This window comes from Ruegeria sp. CL3 (assembly GCF_056536505.1).
The window spans coordinates 104,760-125,981 of sequence record NZ_JBQFPT010000007.1; the positions used below are offsets into that span (position 1 = coordinate 104,760).

Consider the following 21,222-nt stretch of genomic DNA (forward strand, 5'->3'; position numbering starts at 1 on the left):
GGAAGTTACAACGGCTTCAAATCAGCTGCCATCTGGCGGCCGTCACGCCCGTCCTGCAACTCGTACGAGACTTTCTGATTGTCTGCGAGTCCGGTGAGGCCGGATCGTTCTACGGCCGAGATATGAACAAACACATCTTTGCCCCCCTCATCAGGGGCAATAAACCCATAGCCTTTTGTAGTGTTAAACCATTTCACGGTGCCGGTTGGCATGTCCCGTGTCTCCTTCTACTTGCGCATTGTCCCACAAATTGGTGGGGGCTGTGTCGACGTCATGGCGTATCGGGCTGATTTCTGGGTCAGATACAGTCCAAAACGCACGTTTCGTCTTTTTCAACATTGCACGGTGAAGTAAAAAATCAAGAAATACCGCTGGGAACCAACCAGTTTGCATAAAAAAGTTACAAATGCAGGAGCAGCCCAAAAATGCGCATTTATGGTCTGAAAAACTGTGATACGTGCCGTAAGGCGCTGAAATCGCTGCCAGAAGCAACCCTCGTGGATGTCAGGGCGGACGGTGTTCCGTCTGAGACGCTTTCGCAAGCTTTTGCCACGTTCGGCGAGGCTTTGCTCAATACACGGTCAACAACCTGGCGTGGATTGCACGATACCCAGCGCGCGCGGCCACCGTTGGAGTTGCTGGCCGATCACCCAACGCTGATGAAGCGCCCTCTGATCGAAAAGGACGGAGAGTTGTTTCTGGGTTGGACCGCTGAAACGCGGGCCTCTCTTGGTGTTGCGTAGCCGCGTACCTATCTGCTGATACGAACTGTAAGGGAAGATACATGCGAAACGCTGCCATGATTTTGGGCGTCATCGCCGGTTTGATCGGTATGATTGTCGGGTTTTTCGGATATGGCTATGTCGAAGCCATCAAGCATTTTGGAGATATCGAAGGGATTGCCGAGCAGGTGGACAACCCTGACTTGATTCAGGCGGCCTCGATCCTTGCGCCTTTGTTGGCGATTGCGGGCGGGGCCATGGCCCATGCGCGGGCGTTGATTGCGGGGATCTTGCTATTGGCCTCGGCTGCTGGGATGTACTATGCGTTCGGTTTCGGCGTTTTCACCATGTTCCCGATTGCCTTTGCCGCAGTGGCCGGGGTGCTTGGGCTCGCCGCGGGAAAACCGGACGAACCCAAGGCTCATTTCTAAGTTATTTCAGGCGCAGGATGCGGTCCAACGACAGCGGGCCTGCGCCATTGATGACAATCACCAGAAACAGAAAGGTCCACATGGTTCGCTGATCGACCAGATCGGGCGCCGCATTGAACAGGCTACCGAGTTTCACGCCATGGCCGGTCACGTCGACAATAGTTTGCACCCAGACAAACCCGATCATTGCGACCGCCGCCAGACGCGTGAACAGACCAACCAGCAGCAGCGCGGGCAAGACGAACTCGGCCACGGTGCCAAGGAAGATCACGATCCGCTGGAAGAACGTCATTTGCGTGACGTCCCAAAGCACGGCTTCGGCGGCTTTCGGAAAGATTTGCCCAAACGCACCACTGGATGGCGAGAAGATCGATCCATCAATCTTCAGCATCGCCGAATTCCAGTAGTAGACGAGCAATACAGCGATAAACACGAGCCGGGCGAGGGTTGGCGTCAGCCAACCGGACGCATGGTCCACCTTTCCCAAAACGGAGTTGTGGATTGAGATGAGCGCAGTCATGACTCCAGCCTTTCGATAGTCACAGAGGTTATTGCACCGCCTTGCAAAAGCAGTGCCAGAGTGGTTCCAAGATCAAAGTCGGGCGTGTCAGCAGCGGTTTTTTCGAACGCGCTGCCGATGGTGTCGCCCGCTTGCATATGTGCGATCCAGTCTGCGCCGCCTTTTGGCAATAGATGCGGGGCGGGATCATATTCGGGGCGGGTGACCAGAACGTCCTCGGCCTGAGCCACCGGTTTTGGGGCGTCCGCTTTCGAATTGTAACGCCAGATCGCGTGGATCGGCCAATCCGACCGGACCACCCGCATCGCCGGGGCAAAACTCAGCCGCGCGCGCATCACGTCTTCGGGGGGAACCGCCAGCGCATCGGCGGGGGCAGGCGTGCTGTCTGCCGCGTGGTAAGAGTGGCGCAGGGCAAGTTCCAGCCTTGCCATATCGGCAAGGTAGCCCAGATGGGACAGCTGAGGCATTCCGGCGACAAAGGCGGGAAACGCCTCACCATAGAACATCATCAACGGGGATGTAGGCGGGTACTGGCGTAGGAAAATGCCCGAAAGGCCATCCATGTTCTGCGATCCCAGCAGCTTGGTGATCACGGGAAAGGCCTGCTGCATGGCCTCGGTCAGTGAGACAGCGACATTGTTGCGATAGACGCTGAACCGCCGGCCGGCGGGTTGGTTTTTGGAGTCCAGCAACCCCTCTGGGACCGGGGTAGAGGCGTCCAGAAGCGCGGCGCGGAACTGGGTTTGCGACACGCTCATGCCGGGATCCGCTCCAGTGCCGCCTGGGCGCGCACGGCCTCGTCCCGCAGGACCGGCCAGTCAGGAACATCCGTGTCCCACTCGACCAAGAGAGGCTTCGGCCCCGACCGATCCAGAACATAGTCCAAAAGCGCCCAGACTGGATCAACGACCTCGCGCCCGTGGCTGTCGATCAGCAGAGGTTTGCCGTGGTCGTCTTCGTCTTCATCGTGACCGCCGAGGTGAATCTCACCAACCTTTTCAAGCGGGTAGGCGTCGATATAGCCCTGAGGCGAGAAATCCAGATTGGTGGCGGAGACAAAGACGTTGTTCACATCCAGCAACAGCCCGCATCCGGTTCGGTTCGAAACTTCGCGCAGGAAATCGGGCTCGGACCAGGTGCTTTCCTCAAACGCCAGATAGCTGGAGGGGTTTTCGAGCAGCATTTGCCGTCCGACCACCTCTTGTACCTGGTCGATATGATCGCAGATGCGGGTCAAAGTGGCATCGGTATAGGGCAGGGGCAGAAGGTCGTTCAGGAAGTGGCTGTCATGGGTCGACCAAGCCAGATGCTCGGAGAAGCTGGCCGGATTCAGCCAGCCGATCAAATGTTTCAATCGCGCCAGATGATCGGCATCCAGCGGGCCTTCGCCGCCGATGGACAGGCCAACACCGTGGACAGAGATTGGGAATTGTTCTGACAAATGGCGCAGTTGCGCCAGCGGGCGGCCGCCGTCGCCCATGTAGTTCTCGGCATGGATTTCCAGCCATGCGACGGGCTGTGCGTGTTCAAGGATCTGTGCAAAGTGCTGCGGTTTATACCCAACACCCGGCGCTGCGGGCAGTCGGTTCGACCTGAGTGCGTCGTCCAGCATGAGGCAGTTCCCTATGATCACGTGAAAAGGGGCGGGCGATTTGGCCCGCCCCTTGGATTTCGTATGGTAGATATTATGCCGGCAGGTCGCGGTTCAGTTCTTCCAGCGAGCCTTTGCGCGGGGTGCCGTCTGCCTGTGCGGGCAGTTCGATATCGGCGCAGGTGCCTGCATCAACCAGAGTCCAGGCGTTGCCCTGATAGTCAACGGTCGAGGTGCCCGCGCATGTGGTGCCAGGGCCTGCGGCGCAATCGTTCTGACCGGCCAGCGAAACGCCATAGCATTTCTCTTTCGCTTGCGCGGAGGCGGTGGTTGCTGCGCCCGAAACGGCGGCTGCGACTGCTGTTGCGATAACCAGGGATTTGGCTGTGTTCGACATCTCGGTAATCCTTTTGATGACTGCGTATGTCTGCTTGTGACAATGACAAAGGTAACGTCTCGTGAGCCACAGTTAAATTCACGAGGCCGTGTCTCACAAGCGCGTCAGGCATTGTCATGCCCTCTTGCAGGTTAACAAATTGTTTTTGAATTGAAAAATGGAAAGTGTTTCAATCCGGCCCCGATTTCAGGGCCGGATGAGGGGTTAGAATCAACCCAATGTTACAGCAGGTCCGGTGGGGTGGCTGCTTTGGATAGCTCATTTGTTACAGTCTCAAGAGATTGAACCTGCGTCTGTTTTTCGCCCAGGCGGCGGACGCTGACTGTGCGATCATCCACCTCGCGGTGACCCACGGCCAGAATGACAGGAACCTTGCCGACCGAGTGTTCGCGGACCTTGTAGTTGATCTTTTCGTTGCGGATATCTGCCTCGGCCCGGACGCCAGCGGCGCGGAGCGTTTCAACAACCTCGGCCACATAGTCATCCGCGTCAGAGGTGATTGAAGCCACAACGACCTGCCGCGGCGCCAGCCAGAATGGCAGCTTGCCCGCGTGTTCTTCGATCAGAATGCCGATGAACCGTTCGAACGACCCAAGGCAGGCCCGGTGCAGCATGTAGGGGCGATGCTTGGACCCGTCCGCGCCTATAAAGTTCGCATCCAGTCGCTCGGGCAAGTTGGGGTCGACCTGAAGCGTGCCGCATTGCCAGTTCCGGCCGATGGCGTCTGTCAGAGTGAACTCCAGCTTCGGGCCATAGAAAGCGCCTTCGCCTTCGAGAACCTCATAGTCATAGCCAGCGGCCTTGCAGGCATCGCCCAAGGCTTTCTCGACGAAATCCCAGCTTTCATCGCTGCCGATCCGCTTTTCCGGACGGGTCGACAGTTTGATGGTCCAGTCGTGGAAGCCAAGGTCGGCGTAGACCTTCGACAAGAAAGCGATGAACTTCGCGGTCTCGGATTCGATCTGATCCTCGGCGCAGAAGATGTGGCCATCGTCCTGAGTGAAGCCGCGCACCCGCATAATCCCGTGCAGCGCGCCAGAGGGCTCATAGCGCGCGCAGGAGCCGAACTCGGCCATACGCAGCGGCAGATCGCGATAGGATTTCAGGCCCTGATTGAACACCTGCACGTGGCAAGGGCAGTTCATCGGTTTCAACGCGTTGATCGCCTTTTCGCGGGCATGCTCTTCGTCGACTTCGACAATGAACATGTTCTCCTGGTACTTGTCCCAGTGGCCCGAGGCCTCCCACAATTTGCGGTCAACGACTTGCGGAGTGTTGACCTCGACATAGCCGTCACGGTCCTGCATCCGGCGCATGTAGTCCTGCAGTGTGGTGTAGATTTTCCAGCCGTTGGGATGCCAGAACACTTGACCCGGAGCCTCTTCCTGCATGTGATACAGGTTCATCTCGCGGCCCAGCTTGCGGTGGTCGCGCTTGGCGGCCTCTTCCAGCATGTTCAGGTGCGCTTTGAGCTTTTCCTTTCCGGTGAAGGCTACGCCATAGATGCGCTGCAACATCGCGCGGTCGCTGTCGCCACGCCAATAGGCGCCCGCAATGGACATCAGCTTGAAGGCATCGCCCGGCAGTTGGCCGGTGTGCTGCAGGTGCGGGCCGCGGCACAGATCCTGCCAGTGGCCGTGCCAGTACATGCGCAGCGGCTCATCACCCGGAATGGCTTCGATCAGCTCGACCTTATAGGGCTCATTGTTGGCCTTGTAGAATTCGATCGCGCGGTCGCGATCCCAGACCTCGGTAGTGACGGGGTCGCGCTTGTTAATGATCTCTTTCATCTTTTTCTCGATGAGGCCGAGATCTTCAGGCGTGAATGGCTCTTCGCGGTCAAAGTCATAGTACCAGCCGTTTTCGATCACGGGGCCGATGGTGACTTTGGTCGCGGGCCAGATTTCCTGCACCGCGCGCGCCATGACATGCGCCAGATCGTGGCGGATCAGCTCATTGGCCTGCGCTTCATCCTTCATGGTGTGGATGGCGATTTGGGCATCTGCATCGATGGGCCATTGCAGGTCCCAGTGCTGACCGTTCACTGTGGCTGAGATGGCCTTTTTCGCCAGCGATGTTGAGATGTCGGCAGCCACCTGCGCAGGCGTTACGCCTGCGTCATAGGAACGTGCATTGCCATCGGGAAAAGTGAGAGAGACGGATTTTGAATCCAGGGCCATATCGGCTCTCCTCGTCGGTTTGGCGCCCACTGAACGCCCGGTTGCGGGTTATTTGCGTTTGGCTGCTTTGGCAGGTGGTTGTGCTTGTGTCAAGTGGTGGGAGCGAGGGGCCAGCCCCTCGCGCTCCCCGAGGTATTATTAGCCAGATGAAGGAGGATCACGGAATTGCACTTGGGCGGGGGGCGTGCATGATGTCAGGAAAGCAAAGAGGGCTTTATGGCAGCAACAGATTTTTTGGAAACGGCGCAGGGGCGGCGGTTGGCTTTTCACAAAAGTGAAGGGGCCGGTCCGACCATTGTTTTTCTGGGCGGTTTGAAATCGGATATGGAGGGCACCAAGGCCGTTCATCTTGAAGCTTGGGCGCAAGCCCGGGGGCAGGCGTTCTTGCGGTTTGACTATTCCGGTCATGGAGAAAGCTCTGAGGCGTTCACTGACGGCTGTATTGGCGATTGGCACGAAGACACGCTGGCAGCGGTGAGTGCTTTGACTGAGGGGCCTTTGGTGGTCGTGGGGTCCTCGATGGGCGGTTGGCAGGCGCTGCTGCTGGCAAAGGCGTTGCCGGAGCGAATTGTTGGCATGGTGACCATCGCGGCAGCCCCGGATTTTACCGAGGACGGCTATTGGGCGTCCTTCTCAGATGCGCAGAAGGCGGCGATGGAGGAGGTTGGGCATGTGGAATTGCCCTCGGATTATATGGAGCCTTACATCATCACAAAGCGTATGATCGAAGATGGTCGGAAGCGCCTGGTTCTGCGGGACGTGTTGGATCTGCCGTTTCCCGTACGTTTTTTGCAGGGGACGGCTGATACGGCGGTGTCGACTGAAACAGCCGTACGCCTAGTAGAGCATGCGACCGGACCGGATATGCGATTGTTGCTGGTCAAGGATGCGGATCATCGGTTCTCGGACGGGCCGTGCCTTGGCTTGATCGAGAACGCCGTTCTCGACGTTTTGGGGGATGCGTGATGCGCTGGTTCGGTTGGGTGCTGGGTCGGGTTTTATTGGTTCTGATCGTTATCGGAGGCCTGATCTTTTGGTTCGGGCCGCGGGAAGAGGTGAACCTGGACCCCGATTTCGACCCCCGCAAGTTTGGCGAAGGTGTTCAGGTCTATTTTGAAAGCACGGAATCCGCCTTTGACGATATTGTTCCCGGTGTCGAAAAGCGTGTGATCTGGCAGGACGGGTTCAAAGAACAGCGGACGCCCTATTCAGTGCTGTATGTTCATGGCTTTTCGGCCAGTTCCGAAGAGATCCGCCCAGTACCAGATATGGTCGCTGATACTCTGGGCGCCAATCTGGTATATGCGCGCTTGCAAGGACATGGGCGCAGTGGGGCCGCGATGGGCGATGCGACCGCCTCGGGTTGGATGAAGGACATGGCCGAGGGGCTGGCGGCGGCCAAAGCCGTTGGGGAAAAGGTTGTGGTTATTTCGACATCGACCGGGGGCACGCTGGCAGCGGCGGCCGCTTTGAACACGGACCTCAGCGAGAATGTCGCGGCGATGGTGTTCGTGTCACCGAATTTCGGGGTGAATGCGGCAGGCGCGTTCATACCCGGTTTGCCGTGGGCTCGGGATTGGTTGCCATTGTTGATGGGGCCGGAGCGGGACGTTTCCGGGCCAGATCCGGAAAAGAACAAGTACTGGACGTCGGTTTACCCGTGGGAGGCCGTGGTGCCGATGACAGTTCTGGTCGAAACGGTCTACGGTCTTGATTTCTCGCAAGCTTTGGTGCCGGCGCTGTTCTGGTTCTCGGATGATGATCAGGTCGTGCGCCCGGACAAGACCCACAAGGTGGCCGAGGCCTGGGGTGCGCCAGCAACGGTTGAGCTTGTAACGATGGGGCCTGAAGATGATCCGATGTCGCATGTGATTGCCGGTCGCCTGATGTCTCCGGACCAGACAGAGCCGACGGTGAATGGAATATTGGCTTGGTTGAAAACGCAGGGGATCGAATGACGCCTCCTTCAAGAGCATAGCGATGCGCAAGCCGGGCAGTATGTGGAGCCTTGAGACGCTGGGTCGTGTGCGTCTGTCCCGGCATTTCTTCATGCGCGATTTCCTGTATTCCGAGATCGGGAATTTCCACCAAAAGCAGAACCTGCCTGAGAACCCGGATCTGGCCATCGAAACCGGCAGCGCCTTTTGCCAAACCTTGCTAGACCCGCTGGAGGAGACCTTTGGCCGGGTCGCAGTGCGTTCGGGCTATCGGTCGCCGTCCTTGAATGCGTTTGGCAACGAAAACCGACTGAACTGCGCGCGCAATGACAATCCGCTGGAGTGCCATATCTGGGACTGGGGGCAGGGTGAGGCGCGAGTCGCTGGTGCATCTATCGTGATCCCCTGGTTTGCTGATCGCTACGCGCAGGGGCGGGACTGGCGCGATCTCGCGTGGTGGATGCATGATCATCTTGACTACTCCGAGATCTGGTTTTTCCCGAAACTCAGCGCGTTCAATCTGGTGTGGCGCCCCACGCCTCAGCGTCGGATCGATAGCTATATCGCGCCCAAAGGTTGCCTTTTACGACCGGGGGGCGAGCCAGCCGAAAACCTTTCTGCCCGTCAGAAACGCTATGCTGATTTCCCGCCGTTCCGTGGAATCGCCTATCCGTAAAGATTCACTTGCTGGGCTGATCCAAACCTTCCATCCTGATGAGAAGGAACGACTCGGATAACCGAGCAGAAGGAGGCCCCACGTGATTGAGCCGCTGGTGTTGTTGCCGGGTTTGATGTGTGATGCTCGGCTGTTTCATCCCCAGATTGATGCGTTTTCGCGCCGCCGCGCCGTGGTCGTCTCGGCGATCAGCCGGGGGGAGCGTATCGAAGAGATCGCCTCGGATTTGCTGGATCAGTTGCCCCACCGGTTCGCACTGGCCGGGCATGGGCTGGGCGGTGTGGTGGCGTTGGAGCTTGTCCGTCGCGCCCCGGATCGGGTGTCGCGCCTGTGCCTGATCTCGACCGATGCACAGGCCGACACACCGCAGATCGCGGCCGCGCGGGAGGATCTGATCATCGGCGCGCAGGCCGGGCGGCTTGAGGAGGTGATGCGGCAGGTTGTGGGCTCGGACACTCTGGCGCCGGGAACGCAGCGCATCCCTGTGTTGAATGACCTACTGGCGATGGCGCTGGATTTAGGCCCGGAGGTGTTTGTGACCCAGATGCGTGCGCTACAGAGGCGCGTGGATCAGCAGGGCACGCTGCGCCGGATCAAAGCGCCCAGCCTGATCTTGTGTGGAAAGCATGACCGGCTGACGCCCGAGCGCAAGCATGCCTTTATGGCGGACATGATCCCAAATGCGGTGATGCACACAATTGATGCGGCCGGATATCTGCCAACTCTGGAAGCGCCCGAGCAGGTGATTGACCTGATGCAGGCGTGGCTGGATGAACCCTTGCGCATGGCCTAGGGGTAAAGCGCCGCGCGTTCCTCTTTGCTGATCACCGTCGGTGTCACGACGGGTTCAAAACTCTCAGGATCAAAGAACGGTGTGTTTCTCCACCCGCCAGATAGCCTTGATTTGATCACGCGCCTAAGCAACCCAATTGCCGCCGGAGCCAGATTTTCGTGCTTTTGCTTGCCGTTGGACCGAGGCACGAACCCACGAGTGGAAATCGGGCCAAGCCGCGCGCGATCGGCGATACGCAATGCGATGAACCCCGCAAAGGGAAACCTGGCGGTGCGAGGCGTGGTTGCCAAGGGTACATTGCAGCATTTGGCATACCATCGCAGCATGCCCTTCGGGCTTAGAGACATCGCCGCCAAATGTTCGGCGCCGCTGTCAATCGTAACCTCGTCGGGGGCGATTTGAAACACCTCAACCGGGCCGGGGGCCGGGTCGGGTTGGCCGAAGTAAAGCTGGGCCGCACGGCAGTCGTGGCAAAAACACTCGGCATGGGTACCCAGACGCGCACCATCAGATGTGATGCGGCCTGTCAGTGCCCCACAGGCGCAGGAAAAGGTGAGGTCAGACTCTGACGCCAAAGCCCTTACGCGACTTTGTTGCTGTTGGCCGCCCGACGACGCGGTTTGCGGCTGTTCTCGTTCATGAAGTCGATGACCAGCGGGCGGATATTGTCGCGCCAGCTGCGGCCCGCGAAGATGCCGTAATGCCCCGCGCCGGGTTCGACATGGCTGGCTTTCTTGCTGTCCGGCAGGCCGGTACACAGATCAAGCGCGGCGATACACTGTCCGGGGGCCGAGATATCGTCATTCGCGCCTTCCACGGTTTTCACGGCCACATCGGTGATCTTGCCCATATCCACCTTGTGCCCGGCGACGACAAATTCGTTCCGCCCAATCTCGCGGTTTTTGAAAATGCGTTCGACCGTGGAGAGATAAAATTCGGCCGGCATATCCATGACAGCGAGGTATTCATCGTAGAAGCGATTATGGGCGTCATGGTCCGAGGCCTCCCCCCGCATCACACGCTGAATCTGATCCGTGAAGGCTGTGGAGTGGCGTTCGGCATTCATCGACATGAACGAAGCCAGCTGCAACAGGCCGGGATAAACCATTCGACCCACGCCTTTGTATTTGAAACCAACGCGCTGGATCATGGTCTCTTCCAACTGGCCCATCGTCACGCGACGGCCAAAGTCGGTCACGTCAGTCGGGGTGGCGTCGGGATCGACCGGGCCACCAATCAGGGTCAGGGTGCTGGGCTGGGCCTTTGGTTCGACCTCGGCCAGATAGGCGGTCGCGGCCAGTGTCAGTGGCGCAGGTTGGCACACAGCGACCACATGGGTGTCCGGACCAAGTTCCTTCATAAAATCGACAAGGTAGAGGGTGTAATCCTCGACATCGAACTTTCCGGCGGACACGGGGATATCGCGCGCGTTATGCCAATCGGTGATGTAAACTTCGCAATTGACCAGCAGGCTTTTGACGGTCGAGCGCAGCAATGTGGCGTAGTGACCGGACATTGGAGCCACCAAAAGCACCTTGCGAGGTTGCGTTTCGCGCCCGTTTACCTTGAAATGGAGAAGGTCCCCAAAGGGACGCTCCAGAACCGAGGTGACTTCGACCAGATGATCTTTGCCATCTTCACACGTGAACGTCCGGATGCCCCAATCGGGCTTCGCGACCATGCGTTGAAAGGTGCGCTCGGTCACTTCACCCCAAGCGGCCATCCAGCTGAACGCCGGGTTGGGAACCATCGAAAACAGCGGGTAGGAGGCCATCGCATTTGCCGTCGAACCAAGCCATTGGTTCGTATTGCGCATGGTTTCCATCAGATCGTAGGTCATCATGTAGCGCATCGAAGGATCCTCCGGAGTATCAACCTAAGAGTTCGGACCATTCGTCGCTTTGTCGACCAACGTCCGCGACGTTATTCTGCATAGCAGCGAGAGTAGGGGTGAATTGTTAAAATGACAACAAGTGAAGACAATACGGGCCAAGTTACCGAAGAACATATTGAACGCATTAAAGAAAATATGGAGAAGGTTGAGGCTCTCTCCAAGCGCCTGATCGAAGTCATGGCTTCGAAAAAGTCTCATGTCCCGGCATTGGACGGCCCGAATCAAGAGCTTTATGCACGTGCGGCAACGGCCTATTGGGCCGACGCCTTGCAGAATCCTGCCAAACTGCTGGAGCAGCAGATCGAATACTGGGGCAAGTCCGTTTTGAACTTTGCCGAGGCTCAGCAGGCCCTGACCACAGGTGAAGTCGATGAAGACGAACCCAAACCCAAGGATAAACGCTTTTCCAACCCGCTTTGGGACACCAACCCCTATTTTCGCTTGATCCGCCAGCAGTACCAGACCAATGCCGAAGCGATCGCGCAGGCGGTGTCGTCGGTTGAGGACCTTGAAGAGAAGGACAAGCAGCGCCTTCAGTATTTCTCGCAGCAGATCATTGACCTGATGGCCCCCACCAATTTTCTGGCAACCAACCCCGATGCCTTGGAGAAAGCTGTCGAAACCGAGGGGCAATCCCTGATCCAAGGGCTTGAGAACCTCGTCTCGGACCTAGAGGCCAATGATGGTGAGCTTGTGGTCAAGCTTGCGGATGACAGTGCATTCGAGGTTGGGGTCAATATTGCGACCAGCCCCGGCGATGTTGTTTATCGCAACCGCATGATGGAGCTGATCCAATACAAACCAGCAACCGAGACGGTGCACGAAACGCCCATCGTTCTGTTCCCGCCGTGGATCAACAAATTCTACATTCTTGACCTCAAAACCCAGAACAGCCTGATCAAATGGGTGACCGAGCAGGGATACACCCTGTTTGTCGTCAGCTGGATAAATCCCGATTCCACCTACGCCGATGTGGGGATGGAGGACTATATTCAGGATGGGTTCCTGACTGCGATCGAGACGGTCAAGAAGATCTGCAAAGTAAAACAGGTCAACGCCGTTGGGTATTGCATTGCGGGCACGACGCTCAGCCTGACCCTGTCACTGCTCAAACAGCGCGGGGACAAATCGGTCAAGTCGGCGACCTTCTTTACGGCTCTGACCGATTTTGGGGATCAAGGAGAATTCACGCCGTTTTTGCAAAACGACTTTGTGGATGGGATCGAGGATCAGGTCGCCAAGGATGGCCTCCTCCGCGCATGGATTCTTGGGCGCACCATGTCCTTCCTGCGTTCGCGCGACCTGATCTACACGCCAGCGATCCGCAGCTATATGATGGGAGAGACCCCTCCGGCTTTTGACCTGCTGTATTGGAACGGCGACGGCTCGAACCTGCCGGGGAAGATGGCGGTGCAGTATCTGCGCGGCCTGTGCCAGCACAACGAATTCGTGGGCGATGGCTTTGAGATGCTGGGCCACAAGCTGCATGTCAGGGATGTGGACGTCCCCCTGATGGCTATCACCTGCGAGACGGACCATATCGCCCGCTGGAAAGACTGCTATCGCGGTGTTCAGCAGATGGGGTCCAAGTCCAAGACTTTTGTTGTGTCAGAGTCCGGTCACATTGCAGGGATCGTGAACCCGCCCAGCAAGAAGAAATACGGCCACTACACCAACCCTAATCTGAAATTGGATGCCGAGGCCTGGTTGAAAGACGCTGACTTTCACGAAGGATCCTGGTGGCCGATGTGGGGCGCTTGGCTGAAGAAACGGTCTGGCAAGCAGGTTCCGGCGCGCGAAACGGGTGATTCGGAGCATCCGAGCCTGTGTCCGGCGCCTGGCAGCTATGTTTTGCTCAAGGCAAATCGCTGATTTCAAAATGAAACTTGATTTTTTCTGCATTGCAGCAAGAAAAAACTTGAAATGCTGCGATGCAGAAATCATATTGTCCTCAAGCCGATGGAAACCGGGGTGGGCCCGGTTCGGTGAAAAGGATTAGGACAATGGCAAAGACCCAAGACTTCACCGCGATCATGAAAGACGTCATGGGCGCGTTTCCGGTAGACACCACCGCAATGGAAGGTGCCTTCAAATCGACCGCAGCGCTGAACGAAAAGCTGTCGGGCGTTGCTCTGGACGCTGCTGAGAAATCGGCTGAAATCTCGAACAAATGGACCAAGGACACCCTGGCCAAACTGACCGAGATGTCGAAAGCAAAGGCCGAGCCTGCTGACTACGCAAAAGCCGCAACCGACTTCGCAAGCGCGTCGGCCGAAGTTGCTGCTGAAAACCTGGCTGCTTTCGCCGAAATCGCGAAAAAAGTTCAGTCGGAAACCGTTGAGCTGCTGATGGCCGCTGGCAAAGACGCTGCTGAAGAAGCAACCGCAGCTGTCAAGAAAGCGACTTCTGAGGTGACGACTGCTGCCAAGAAAGCCGCAGCTGCCAAGTAAGAACGTACGCGACGAGCATCTTATCCTCCCTATAGGTGCCATCGCGTTGGGCAGGTCGATTGACCTGCCCTTTCTTTTTGTGCTGCAGTCGCATAACCTCTGCTGCAACGCATCATCCTTGGGGAGGGTACAAGGTGTCGGACAAAGAAAAACCGCTGTTGATCAAGCGCTATGCCAGCCGCCGGCTGTATAACACCGAGACCAGCGACTACGTGACGCTCGAAGATATTGCGGGGTTCATCCGCGACGGGCGCGAAGTTCAGATCATTGATCTGAAGACGGGCGATGACCTGACCCGCCAGTACCTTTTGCAAATCATTGCCGAACATGAAAGCCGGGGTGAAAACGTCCTGCCGGTGAATGTCCTGAACGATCTGGTGCGCAGCTACATGGTGCCGGGCGGGGGTATGATGCCGCAATTCCTGCAAAGCTCGTTCGACATGCTGCGCGAAAGCCAAAGCAAGATGATGGAGAACATGAACGCCATGAACCCGATGTCTCAGATGCCGGGATTCGAGGCGATGCAGGCGCAGCAACAGGCGTTCCTCAAGGCGATGACCGGCGGGTTGTCCGGCAACTGGTCAGGCCCGGATAAAGAGGATGAGTCCGAACCAAAAGAGGACCTGGACGACATCAAAAAGCAATTGGCCGAGTTGCAGCAGAAGCTTTCGAAACTGAACTAGAGGCATAGGCGATGCGCTGGCTGGTCCTGTGTATCGCCATTCTTTGGTCGCAAGCCGTTTGGGCCGAGGGGCAGTTCTCTGAAAACTGGTCGGCAGTCTGTCGGTTGGGGACAGATACCTCTGCCGGATGTCAGGATATCCGGGCGCGTGAGATACTCGATGCGTCCGAGGCCCCTTGGCGCGCGATTGGTCGCGTCAACTACGCAGGGCGGGACCAACGATCTCATTGTACGGGCGTTCTGATCTCGGAAAACCATGTGTTGACGGCGGCGCATTGTCTCTACAATCGATCACGCAAACGCTGGATACCACCCGAGAGTATTCGATTTGCTGCCGGGTACCAGCGGGGCGAGGCGGTCTCGGTTGCGCGAGCCGATGACTATATCTTGCCTGCAGGTCAGGACGTATCGGCCAGCTTCTCCGATCAACCCGAATTAGACTGGGCCATTCTGGTGCTGGACGCTCCGATCGGGGCCGAGGTCGGTTTCGTGAAACCGGCAGATCAAGAGGTCGAGGCGGGTTTCGTCGCGGGCTATCCGGGGCTAAGACCTCATGTCCTGAGCCAGACAGAGACTTGCCCCATGCGTATATATGCAGGCCAAATGCTGCATGGGATCTGCCCGGTGATGATGGGGGATTCCGGCGCACCGCTGTTGGTGAATTCCTCGGGCGGGCTGCGGGTGGCTGCTATCTTGTCCCGCATCGCACCGACCCCCGAAGGGATCGATGCGTTGTTCGTCTCAGTGCTCGGAGTTCAGGTACCGTAAGCGGGGACAGGGCCAATCACCTCACCGACCGAGGCCAGCAAGATATCGGCGATCACGTCCAGTTCCTCACGCGTCAGGCGCACGGGCAGGCGCACGTCACAGGCTGTCATCAGCATGGCACGTGTTTGCGGCAGTTCGAATTGCTCAGGCAGGAACTGCCAGTTCCAGAAGGCGCGGGCATTGTCTTCGCTCATGCCAAAGACCTGAACTTTGACGCCGCGCGCCTCGGATGCGGCGGCAAAGGCGCGGATTTCATCCTCATCCATGCCGACCAGATTGAACTGAATCGAATCCGGCGCACGACGTTCGGGCGAAAGCGGGGCAGGGACGTCGATATAGTCTGAGCTGTTCAGCCGTTCCGCTACATAATCGTGGTTTGCCAGCCCATCGCGCACGCGGCGCGCCAGTTCCGGGATCTGAGGGCGGATCACTGCGGCGCTGAGGTTGCTCATCCGCAAGTTATAAAGCGGCAGTTTGTTCTGCCAGCGGGCAAAGGCCTGCTCCAACTCGGGCGAGTTGTCGCCATGCGGGGTTTTGTGCTTCTTCCAGTTATGCTCATAAGCGCCGGACATGATCACGGTGCGGGCAACCAGATCGGCGTCGTCGGTGATCAGAATGCCACCTTCGCCCGCGTTGATCATCTTGTAGGATTGGAACGAGAAGCAGCCAATTTTGCCGATGGTTCCAATGTTGCGCCCATGCCAAGTGGTGCCCAGCGAGTGCGCGGCATCTTCGATCACCGGGATATCGCGTGCGTCGCACAGCGCCATGATCGCATCCATATCCGAGGTATGGCCGCGCATATGGCTGATGATGACCGCCTGCACATCGTCCAGCTTGGCCTCGAAATCAGCCATGTCTATGCGGTAGTTCGGACCAACTTCGCACAGAACCGGAACGCAATCCGCATGCACGACCGACGATGGCACAGCAGCGAAGGTAAAGCCGGGGATCAGAACCCGCGCATCCCGCGGCAGGCCCAGCGCCTTCAGCGACAGAAACAGAGCAGCCGAGCAGGAGGAAACAGCCAATGCGTATTTCGTTCCCAGCAGCGCGGCGAACTCGGATTCCAGCAAAGCGACCGGAGCGTCCTGCGGCGCGGTGTAGCGAAACAGGTCGCCTGATTGCATCAGGGCGTCGATTGCGTCTCGTGCGGCGGCGGGGATGGGTTCGGCGTCATGAACGTTGGGTGGCAGCGTCATATTTGGTTTTCCCGAATTCTAACTTTTACTTTATTAAATCAAGCGTGCCGCCCGTGCCAAGCCCCCAATCGCAAGATCGGCAAAATTTCACCAAATTGTCGTATTGAAGAGGGGGGTTAAATCCCCAGCCGATCCCGCATCGCGTACCATGTCATTGCCAGCGCCAGTAGAGGGTTGCGCAGGGCCGGACCACCGGGGAAGGGCAGGGCCGGGACGCGGGCCATGGTATCGAAACCTTCGGCCTGTCCCTGGATGGCCAATGCCATTAGCTGACCGGCATGTGTTGCCGTGCCGACGCCATGGCCGGAATAGCCCGAGGCGGACAGGATATTCGGCGCGACACGCGTTAGATAAGGCATCCGACGCATTGTAATCGCCAGAGTGCCGCCCCACGCGTAGTCGAGTTTGATCTCCCGCAGATGCGGAAAGATCTCGGTCATTGGTTTGCGCACGGTAGCGGAGATATCCGAAGGGAACCGGTAGCCATAGCTTTCGCCTCCGCCAAACAGCAGGCGTCCGTCAGCGCTGAGGCGGAAGTAATTCACCACGAATTTTGTATCTGCAACGGCGACATCCTGCGTCAGCACGCGCGCGGCCTCAGCCCCAAGCGGTTCTGTCGCGGCGATGAAGTTGTTGATCGGCATCACCCGCGCCGCGACCTGCCGGTTCAGTGTCCCAAGGTATCCGTTGCAGGCCAGAATGACGTGTTGGGCGCGAACCTTGCCGCCTTCAGTTAGAACCGTGGCCGGGTCGCCTTGTTCGATCCCTGTCACCTCGGTGCCCTCAAAGACACGCACACCCGCGGCCTCAGCAGCACGGGCCAGACCGAGCGCATAGTTCAACGGGTGCAAATGCGCCGCCCCCATGTCCAGATACCCCCCCTTGTAAGCAGGTGAGGGGCAGAGGGCGTGGCCCGCCTCTTCATCCAGCAGCTCGATCTGATCGTAGCCGTAACGGTCCGACAAATGCGCCGCATGGGCGTGCAGATCGCTGCGCTCGGAAGCTGACAGACCTAGGTTGGCGATACCGGGCTTCAGGTCGCAGTCAATTTTGTGTTTTTTAACCAGAGATTTGACCAAGATCTTCGCATCCTCGGCCAGTTCCCAAAGCTTGACAGCGTCATCCTGCCCGACGAGCCGCTCCAGATCCTCCTGGTCCATGCGCTGGGCGCTGCCCAACTGGCCGCCATTGCGGCCTGATGCGCCAAACCCAACACGGTGCGCCTCAAGCAGGACAACGTCCATCCCGGCCTCGGCCAGATGCAGCGCAGCGGACAAACCAGTATAGCCACCACCGACGATGCACACATCGGCGCGCGTTTCGCCCTTGAACTCAGGGAACCGCGCCAGAGGATTGGCTGTCGCGGCATACCAGCTTGCCGGATACTCGGCTTTGCTATCGTTGGAATAGAGAAGGTTCATCCCTGGCGACCCCAAAAGGCTCAGACGTTCAGCAAGAGATGTTCCCGTTCCCACGGAGAGATCACCTGCAAAAACTCTTCATACTCGGCCCGTTTGACGATGCCGTAGACGCGGGCGAATTCGGGGCCCAAAATCTCATGCAACTCAGTGGCTCCGTCAAACAAGTCCAGAGCATTCCCCATCACCTGCGGGATATCCCCTTCGCCCTCATAAGCGTCACCGTAGAACTGCCGACGTGGACGTTCCTGTTGGACCAGCCCCAGATAGCCACAGGCCAGCGACAGCGCGATCCCGAGATACGGGTTGCAGTCCATCCCGGCGATACGGTTTTCCACGCGCCGCGCCTCAGGCCCCGACAGAGGCACCCGGATGCCCGTGGTGCGGTTGTCCCGCGCCCATTCCAGATTGATCGGCGCGGCATGGTCTTTCACATAGCGACGGTACGAGTTCACATACGGCGCCATCACGGCAAGACCGGCGGGCAGGTGGGTCTGCAGGCCCGCGATGAAGTGGTAAAACGCGTCCGTCTCACCGCCTTGCGGACCGGAGAAGATGTTCTGGCCGGTCTCTATGTCGATGATCGAATGGTGGATATGCATCGCCGATCCCGGCTCATCCTCGATCGGTTTCGCCATGAAGGTCGCAAAGCAATTGTGACGCAGCGCGGCCTCGCGGATCAGGCGTTTGAAGTAGAAAACCTCGTCCGCCAGCTTCACTGGATTGCCGTGGCGCAGGTTGATCTCAAGCTGGCCTGCGCCGCCTTCCTGAGTGATCCCGTCAATCTCAAACCCCTGATGTTCGGCGAAGTCATAGATGTCGTCGATCACTGGGCCGAATTCGTCTACGGCCGTCATGGAATAGGCCTGACGCGCGGCGGCAGGACGGCCCGAGCGGCCCATCATCGGCTCAATCGACTGCGCCGGGTCGACGTTGCGGGCGACCAGAAAAAACTCCATCTCTGGGGCGACGACCGGCTTCCAACCTTTGTCGTGATAGAGCTGTACGACACGTTTCAACACGTTGCGCGGGCTGTAGGGGATCGGGTTGTCGTCGCGGTCATAGGCGTCATGGATCACCTGCAACGTCCAGTCGCCGGTCCAAGGCGCAGCCGACGTGGTCGAGAAATCCGGCTTCAGGATCATGTCGCGTTCAATGAATCCGTCCTCACCGGCGGCTTCACCCCAACCGCCCGTAATCGTCTGGTAGAAGATACTGTCAGGCAGGTGGAAATAGGATTGCCGCGCGAATTTCGATGCGGGAACGGCCTTGCCACGAGCAATGCCCGGCAGGTCCGAGATGATGCATTCGACCTCATCCAGCCGATGTCCGGCGATGTAGTCCTGTGCGGCCTGCGGTGCTGCGTCTGTCCAATCGGCCATCAGGCCCTCGCTTTCTTCAGAAAATCTGCCATGATCTGTGCGATCCGAGCATTGTGGTCTGGTGCTTTTTGTCTGTTCGCTGCGGCTTGCATCAGGTCATCCGGCACCAACCCTTTGCCGCGTGTGCGCATCAGGCCCGAGACGAAATCGTTGGAAAATTCAGGATGCGCCTGCACGGTCCAGATCTGGTCACCGTAGCGCAGCATGGCGTTTTGGCAGAAATCGTTGCTGCCGATCACCTCGGCCCCGTCCGGCACGGCCACGACCTGATCCTGGTGCCAGGCGTTCAGCCAGACGTTATCGCCGTCGAAGTCATATTCGGTCCGGCCAACCGACCAGCCACCCTGGTATTTTTCGACCTTGCCGCCCAGCGCCTGCGCGATGATCTGATGGCCAAAGCACACGCCTACCAGCGGCTGGCCGCTTTGATGAATCTGGCGGATCAGATCCTCAAGCGGGGGAATCCATGGCAGATCCTCATAGGCCCCGTAGCGAGAGCCTGTGATCAGCCAGCCATCTGCGTCTTCTGCGCTGTCTGGGAAGATCCCATCAACGACCGCGAAAGTTTTGAATTCAAACCCATGTCCGTCCAGCAATGCTGGAAACAGAGAGTCATAGTCCCCGAAATCCTGCATGAGCGCATCAGGAGTGTGGCCAGTTTGTAGAATGCCGATTTTCATAAGTCACCGAATTTGATCAAATTCAGAAATACCCGAGAGTGTGCCTTCGGGCAAGGGGGTCACACGGCCTCGAGATAGCTTAGCCAGTGTTCGTCTTCGGGGCGGTCTGCAAAACGTGCAATTTCCTGCCGTTTGGTCATCGACAGATTGCGGATCAATTCCGACGGGAAAAGCCGGGCTATGATCGGGTCACTCTCGAACACGTCGATGGCGGCGGCCCAGTTGCCAGCCAGCTGAGGCAGGCCGTCAATCTCATAGGCATTGCCCGAGATCGGGGCGGGGGGCACCATGCCGTCCTCGATGCCGACCAGCGCTGCACCCAGAACGGCGCTGAGCATCAGGTAGGGGTTAATGTCGCCGCCAGCCACGCGGTGTTCGATGCGTCGAGCCACCGGGGCACCGCCCGGAATACGGATGGCAGCGGTTCTGTTTTCGTAGGCCCAGCTAGCGCCGGTGGGCGCATGAGCGCTGGGCACAAGCCGCGCGTATGAATTCCCGTGAGGTGCAAAGATCAGCGTGCTGGCCGGCATGGCAGCAAGGCACCCGGCCACGGCTGAGCGCAGCAGGTCGGTGCCCTCGGGCCCTCCATCGTCGAAGATGTTCCGCCCATCTTGGTCCAGGACTGAGAAATGCACATGCATCCCGTTTCCCGCGTCCTCAGCATAGGGTTTCGACATGAAGGTCGCAGCAAAACCGTGTTTGCGGGCCAAACCGCGTGTCAAAGCCTTGAAAAGCCACGTATCATCGGCGCAGCGGATGGCGTCCTGATGATTGAGGTTGATCTCGAATTGACCGATACCGCTTTCGGATATTGCGGTTTGCGCGGGGATGCCCATTGCAGCGCACCCGTCATAGAGGTCGGTGAAGAACGCCTCGAATGCGTCCATTTCGGCGACGGACAGAACCGCCTCGTCTGTCAGGCGGCGCCCAGTGATCGGGTTGAGCGGTGCCAAGGGTTGGGGGCCGGACGCGTCGACAAGGGTGAATTCCAACTCAGTCGCCGCAACGACTGACCAGCCGCGCTGCGCGTAGCGCGACAGCACGGATGCAAGCGCATGGCGCGGATCGCCTGCAAAGGGAACGCCGTCATCGTCATAGAGGCTCATGGGAACCAGGGCCGTCGAGGTTTCCAGCCATGGCACTGGCACAGGCCCGCGCTCGGTCGGAAGCAGGATACCATCGGCGTCACCGGTTTCGAATACGAGGGGGCTTCCGTCGATGTCCGCGCCCCATAGATCGACGTTCAAGGCCGAGAATGGCATGCGCACGGCACCCTTGCTCAGCTTGTCGGCATAGGCAGGCGGGACACGTTTGCCTCGCATCTGACCGTTCAGGTCGCAGGCGGCAACGCGGAAATTATGCAAGGCGTTCAGGTCCATTGGGGCTGTAGCTCCTCTCGGTTATCCGAGATGTAGCGAAGCCAAACGGCCTTGTCACGAAATTTGATCAAATTTCCGAGGTGGTAGAAAGGCGCCGGCACAAATTGCGCCGACGCCTTG

General features: G+C 58.4%; 23 protein-coding genes. 10 read left to right on the top strand and 13 right to left on the bottom strand.

From position 1 onward, the window contains the following. Window positions 1-5 precede the first annotated feature (5 nt). Entirely contained in the window at window positions 6-212 is a 207-nt protein-coding gene (locus ACR0NO_RS12130; protein ID WP_008758035.1) for a cold-shock protein, read from the bottom strand. Window positions 213-425: 213 nt separating this feature from the next. On the opposite strand from ACR0NO_RS12130, the gene ACR0NO_RS12135 reads away from it, so the two are divergent. Beyond that, window positions 426-743: an ArsC/Spx/MgsR family protein gene (locus tag ACR0NO_RS12135; RefSeq protein WP_480724116.1), complete on the top strand. Its 318-nt coding sequence runs from the start codon at window positions 426-428 to the stop codon at window positions 741-743. 41 nt (window positions 744-784) lie between these two features. After that, complete coding sequence (locus ACR0NO_RS12140) at window positions 785-1,153, top strand: hypothetical protein (RefSeq protein WP_170459066.1); 369 nt, start codon at window positions 785-787, stop codon at window positions 1,151-1,153. Window position 1,154: 1 nt separating this feature from the next. Here the strand turns inward: ACR0NO_RS12140 and ACR0NO_RS12145 are convergent, their stop codons facing one another. The 5 genes from ACR0NO_RS12145 to thrS form a co-directional block, all read right to left on the bottom strand. Continuing rightward, window positions 1,155-1,673: a DoxX family protein gene (locus ACR0NO_RS12145; protein WP_170721670.1), complete on the bottom strand. Its 519-nt coding sequence runs from the start codon at window positions 1,671-1,673 to the stop codon at window positions 1,155-1,157. Then, window positions 1,670-2,431, bottom strand: a complete 762-nt coding sequence (locus ACR0NO_RS12150; protein WP_480724117.1) for an HvfC/BufC family peptide modification chaperone — start codon at window positions 2,429-2,431, stop codon at window positions 1,670-1,672. Before ACR0NO_RS12150 ends, ACR0NO_RS12145 begins: the two co-directional genes overlap by 4 nt. Continuing rightward, the gene (gene bufB / locus ACR0NO_RS12155) at window positions 2,428-3,285 is read right to left on the bottom strand and encodes an MNIO family bufferin maturase (RefSeq protein WP_480724118.1); all 858 of its coding nucleotides are present in this window, start codon (window positions 3,283-3,285) and stop codon (window positions 2,428-2,430) included. Before bufB ends, ACR0NO_RS12150 begins: the two co-directional genes overlap by 4 nt. Window positions 3,286-3,358: 73 nt before the next feature. Further along, window positions 3,359-3,661, bottom strand: a complete 303-nt coding sequence (locus ACR0NO_RS12160) for a BufA1 family periplasmic bufferin-type metallophore (protein WP_170374122.1) — start codon at window positions 3,659-3,661, stop codon at window positions 3,359-3,361. A gap of 221 nt (window positions 3,662-3,882) precedes the next feature. Next, window positions 3,883-5,841: a threonine--tRNA ligase gene (gene thrS, locus ACR0NO_RS12165; RefSeq protein WP_170676559.1), complete on the bottom strand. Its 1,959-nt coding sequence runs from the start codon at window positions 5,839-5,841 to the stop codon at window positions 3,883-3,885. A gap of 216 nt (window positions 5,842-6,057) precedes the next feature. Here thrS and ACR0NO_RS12170 point away from each other — a divergent pair, with 216 nt between their 5' ends. From ACR0NO_RS12170 to ACR0NO_RS12185, 4 genes are all read left to right on the top strand, one after another. Continuing rightward, window positions 6,058-6,807 carry an alpha/beta hydrolase gene (locus ACR0NO_RS12170; protein ID WP_480724119.1) on the top strand — a complete coding sequence of 250 codons (750 nt, stop codon included), beginning with the start codon at window positions 6,058-6,060 and terminating at the stop codon, window positions 6,805-6,807. After that, window positions 6,807-7,799, top strand: a complete 993-nt coding sequence (locus ACR0NO_RS12175; protein WP_480724120.1) for an alpha/beta hydrolase — start codon at window positions 6,807-6,809, stop codon at window positions 7,797-7,799. The genes ACR0NO_RS12170 and ACR0NO_RS12175 overlap by 1 nt, the downstream gene beginning before the upstream one ends. Window positions 7,800-7,839: 40 nt before the next feature. Next, window positions 7,840-8,454, top strand: coding sequence for a hypothetical protein (locus tag ACR0NO_RS12180; RefSeq protein WP_480724239.1), 615 nt, complete (start codon window positions 7,840-7,842; stop codon window positions 8,452-8,454). An 82-nt stretch (window positions 8,455-8,536) separates the two neighbouring features. Further along, window positions 8,537-9,247, top strand: coding sequence for an alpha/beta fold hydrolase (locus ACR0NO_RS12185; RefSeq protein ID WP_480724121.1), 711 nt, complete (start codon window positions 8,537-8,539; stop codon window positions 9,245-9,247). Here ACR0NO_RS12185 and ACR0NO_RS12190 read toward each other — a convergent pair. Continuing rightward, window positions 9,244-9,822 carry a DUF6151 family protein gene (locus ACR0NO_RS12190; RefSeq protein WP_480724122.1) on the bottom strand — a complete coding sequence of 193 codons (579 nt, stop codon included), beginning with the start codon at window positions 9,820-9,822 and terminating at the stop codon, window positions 9,244-9,246. The genes ACR0NO_RS12185 and ACR0NO_RS12190 overlap by 4 nt on opposite strands. 5 nt (window positions 9,823-9,827) lie before the next feature. Further along, a complete protein-coding gene (phaZ, locus tag ACR0NO_RS12195; protein ID WP_170374116.1) occupies window positions 9,828-11,099 on the bottom strand; it encodes a polyhydroxyalkanoate depolymerase in 1,272 nt (423 codons plus the stop codon). Between the two features lie 111 nt (window positions 11,100-11,210). Here phaZ and ACR0NO_RS12200 point away from each other — a divergent pair, with 111 nt between their 5' ends. The 4 genes from ACR0NO_RS12200 (at window position 11,211) to ACR0NO_RS12215 (ending at window position 15,041) form a co-directional block, all read left to right on the top strand. Then, window positions 11,211-13,013: a PHA/PHB synthase family protein gene (locus tag ACR0NO_RS12200; RefSeq protein ID WP_480724124.1), complete on the top strand. Its 1,803-nt coding sequence runs from the start codon at window positions 11,211-11,213 to the stop codon at window positions 13,011-13,013. 131 nt (window positions 13,014-13,144) lie between these two features. After that, complete coding sequence (locus ACR0NO_RS12205; RefSeq protein WP_170374114.1) at window positions 13,145-13,591, top strand: phasin family protein; 447 nt, start codon at window positions 13,145-13,147, stop codon at window positions 13,589-13,591. Between the two features lie 134 nt (window positions 13,592-13,725). After that, window positions 13,726-14,274 (top strand): polyhydroxyalkanoate synthesis repressor PhaR, encoded by a 549-nt coding sequence (phaR, locus tag ACR0NO_RS12210; RefSeq protein WP_170552879.1) that lies wholly within the window; start codon window positions 13,726-13,728, stop codon window positions 14,272-14,274. Window positions 14,275-14,285: 11 nt separating this feature from the next. Continuing rightward, the gene (locus ACR0NO_RS12215; protein ID WP_480724125.1) at window positions 14,286-15,041 is read left to right on the top strand and encodes a trypsin-like serine peptidase; all 756 of its coding nucleotides are present in this window, start codon (window positions 14,286-14,288) and stop codon (window positions 15,039-15,041) included. On the opposite strand, the gene ACR0NO_RS12220 is transcribed toward ACR0NO_RS12215, so the two are convergent. From ACR0NO_RS12220 to ACR0NO_RS12240, 5 genes are all read right to left on the bottom strand, one after another. Further along, complete coding sequence (locus tag ACR0NO_RS12220) at window positions 15,029-16,243, bottom strand: DegT/DnrJ/EryC1/StrS family aminotransferase (protein WP_480724126.1); 1,215 nt, start codon at window positions 16,241-16,243, stop codon at window positions 15,029-15,031. The genes ACR0NO_RS12215 and ACR0NO_RS12220 overlap by 13 nt on opposite strands. 116 nt (window positions 16,244-16,359) lie before the next feature. After that, window positions 16,360-17,664 (bottom strand): NAD(P)/FAD-dependent oxidoreductase, encoded by a 1,305-nt coding sequence (locus ACR0NO_RS12225; protein WP_480724127.1) that lies wholly within the window; start codon window positions 17,662-17,664, stop codon window positions 16,360-16,362. A 20-nt stretch (window positions 17,665-17,684) separates the two neighbouring features. Continuing rightward, window positions 17,685-19,043 carry a glutamine synthetase family protein gene (locus tag ACR0NO_RS12230; protein ID WP_170374109.1) on the bottom strand — a complete coding sequence of 453 codons (1,359 nt, stop codon included), beginning with the start codon at window positions 19,041-19,043 and terminating at the stop codon, window positions 17,685-17,687. After that, the gene (locus tag ACR0NO_RS12235; RefSeq protein ID WP_480724128.1) at window positions 19,043-19,723 is read right to left on the bottom strand and encodes a type 1 glutamine amidotransferase; all 681 of its coding nucleotides are present in this window, start codon (window positions 19,721-19,723) and stop codon (window positions 19,043-19,045) included. The genes ACR0NO_RS12230 and ACR0NO_RS12235 overlap by 1 nt, the downstream gene beginning before the upstream one ends. Before the next feature lie 59 nt (window positions 19,724-19,782). Beyond that, complete coding sequence (locus ACR0NO_RS12240) at window positions 19,783-21,102, bottom strand: glutamine synthetase family protein (protein WP_480724129.1); 1,320 nt, start codon at window positions 21,100-21,102, stop codon at window positions 19,783-19,785. Window positions 21,103-21,222 lie beyond the last annotated feature (120 nt).

What these genes read in the sequence shown, in the direction of transcription:
- bufB (WP_480724118.1), bottom strand. Translation starts at nt 3,285, where the DNA reads ATGCTGGACGACGCACTCAGGTCGAACCGACTGCCCGCAGCGCCGGGT.
- ACR0NO_RS12145 (WP_170721670.1), bottom strand. Translation starts at nt 1,673, where the DNA reads ATGACTGCGCTCATCTCAATCCACAACTCCGTTTTGGGAAAGGTGGAC.
- thrS (WP_170676559.1), bottom strand. Translation starts at nt 5,841, where the DNA reads ATGGCCCTGGATTCAAAATCCGTCTCTCTCACTTTTCCCGATGGCAAT.
- ACR0NO_RS12140 (WP_170459066.1), top strand. Translation starts at nt 785, where the DNA reads ATGCGAAACGCTGCCATGATTTTGGGCGTCATCGCCGGTTTGATCGGT.
- ACR0NO_RS12225 (WP_480724127.1), bottom strand. Translation starts at nt 17,664, where the DNA reads ATGAACCTTCTCTATTCCAACGATAGCAAAGCCGAGTATCCGGCAAGC.
- phaZ (WP_170374116.1), bottom strand. Translation starts at nt 11,099, where the DNA reads ATGCGCTACATGATGACCTACGATCTGATGGAAACCATGCGCAATACG.
- ACR0NO_RS12240 (WP_480724129.1), bottom strand. Translation starts at nt 21,102, where the DNA reads ATGGACCTGAACGCCTTGCATAATTTCCGCGTTGCCGCCTGCGACCTG.
- ACR0NO_RS12230 (WP_170374109.1), bottom strand. Translation starts at nt 19,043, where the DNA reads ATGGCCGATTGGACAGACGCAGCACCGCAGGCCGCACAGGACTACATC.
- ACR0NO_RS12205 (WP_170374114.1), top strand. Translation starts at nt 13,145, where the DNA reads ATGGCAAAGACCCAAGACTTCACCGCGATCATGAAAGACGTCATGGGC.
- ACR0NO_RS12215 (WP_480724125.1), top strand. Translation starts at nt 14,286, where the DNA reads ATGCGCTGGCTGGTCCTGTGTATCGCCATTCTTTGGTCGCAAGCCGTT.
- ACR0NO_RS12160 (WP_170374122.1), bottom strand. Translation starts at nt 3,661, where the DNA reads ATGTCGAACACAGCCAAATCCCTGGTTATCGCAACAGCAGTCGCAGCC.
- ACR0NO_RS12200 (WP_480724124.1), top strand. Translation starts at nt 11,211, where the DNA reads ATGACAACAAGTGAAGACAATACGGGCCAAGTTACCGAAGAACATATT.
- ACR0NO_RS12175 (WP_480724120.1), top strand. Translation starts at nt 6,807, where the DNA reads ATGCGCTGGTTCGGTTGGGTGCTGGGTCGGGTTTTATTGGTTCTGATC.
- ACR0NO_RS12130 (WP_008758035.1), bottom strand. Translation starts at nt 212, where the DNA reads ATGCCAACCGGCACCGTGAAATGGTTTAACACTACAAAAGGCTATGGG.
- ACR0NO_RS12180 (WP_480724239.1), top strand. Translation starts at nt 7,840, where the DNA reads ATGTGGAGCCTTGAGACGCTGGGTCGTGTGCGTCTGTCCCGGCATTTC.
- ACR0NO_RS12220 (WP_480724126.1), bottom strand. Translation starts at nt 16,243, where the DNA reads ATGACGCTGCCACCCAACGTTCATGACGCCGAACCCATCCCCGCCGCC.
- ACR0NO_RS12150 (WP_480724117.1), bottom strand. Translation starts at nt 2,431, where the DNA reads ATGAGCGTGTCGCAAACCCAGTTCCGCGCCGCGCTTCTGGACGCCTCT.
- ACR0NO_RS12235 (WP_480724128.1), bottom strand. Translation starts at nt 19,723, where the DNA reads ATGAAAATCGGCATTCTACAAACTGGCCACACTCCTGATGCGCTCATG.
- ACR0NO_RS12135 (WP_480724116.1), top strand. Translation starts at nt 426, where the DNA reads ATGCGCATTTATGGTCTGAAAAACTGTGATACGTGCCGTAAGGCGCTG.
- ACR0NO_RS12170 (WP_480724119.1), top strand. Translation starts at nt 6,058, where the DNA reads ATGGCAGCAACAGATTTTTTGGAAACGGCGCAGGGGCGGCGGTTGGCT.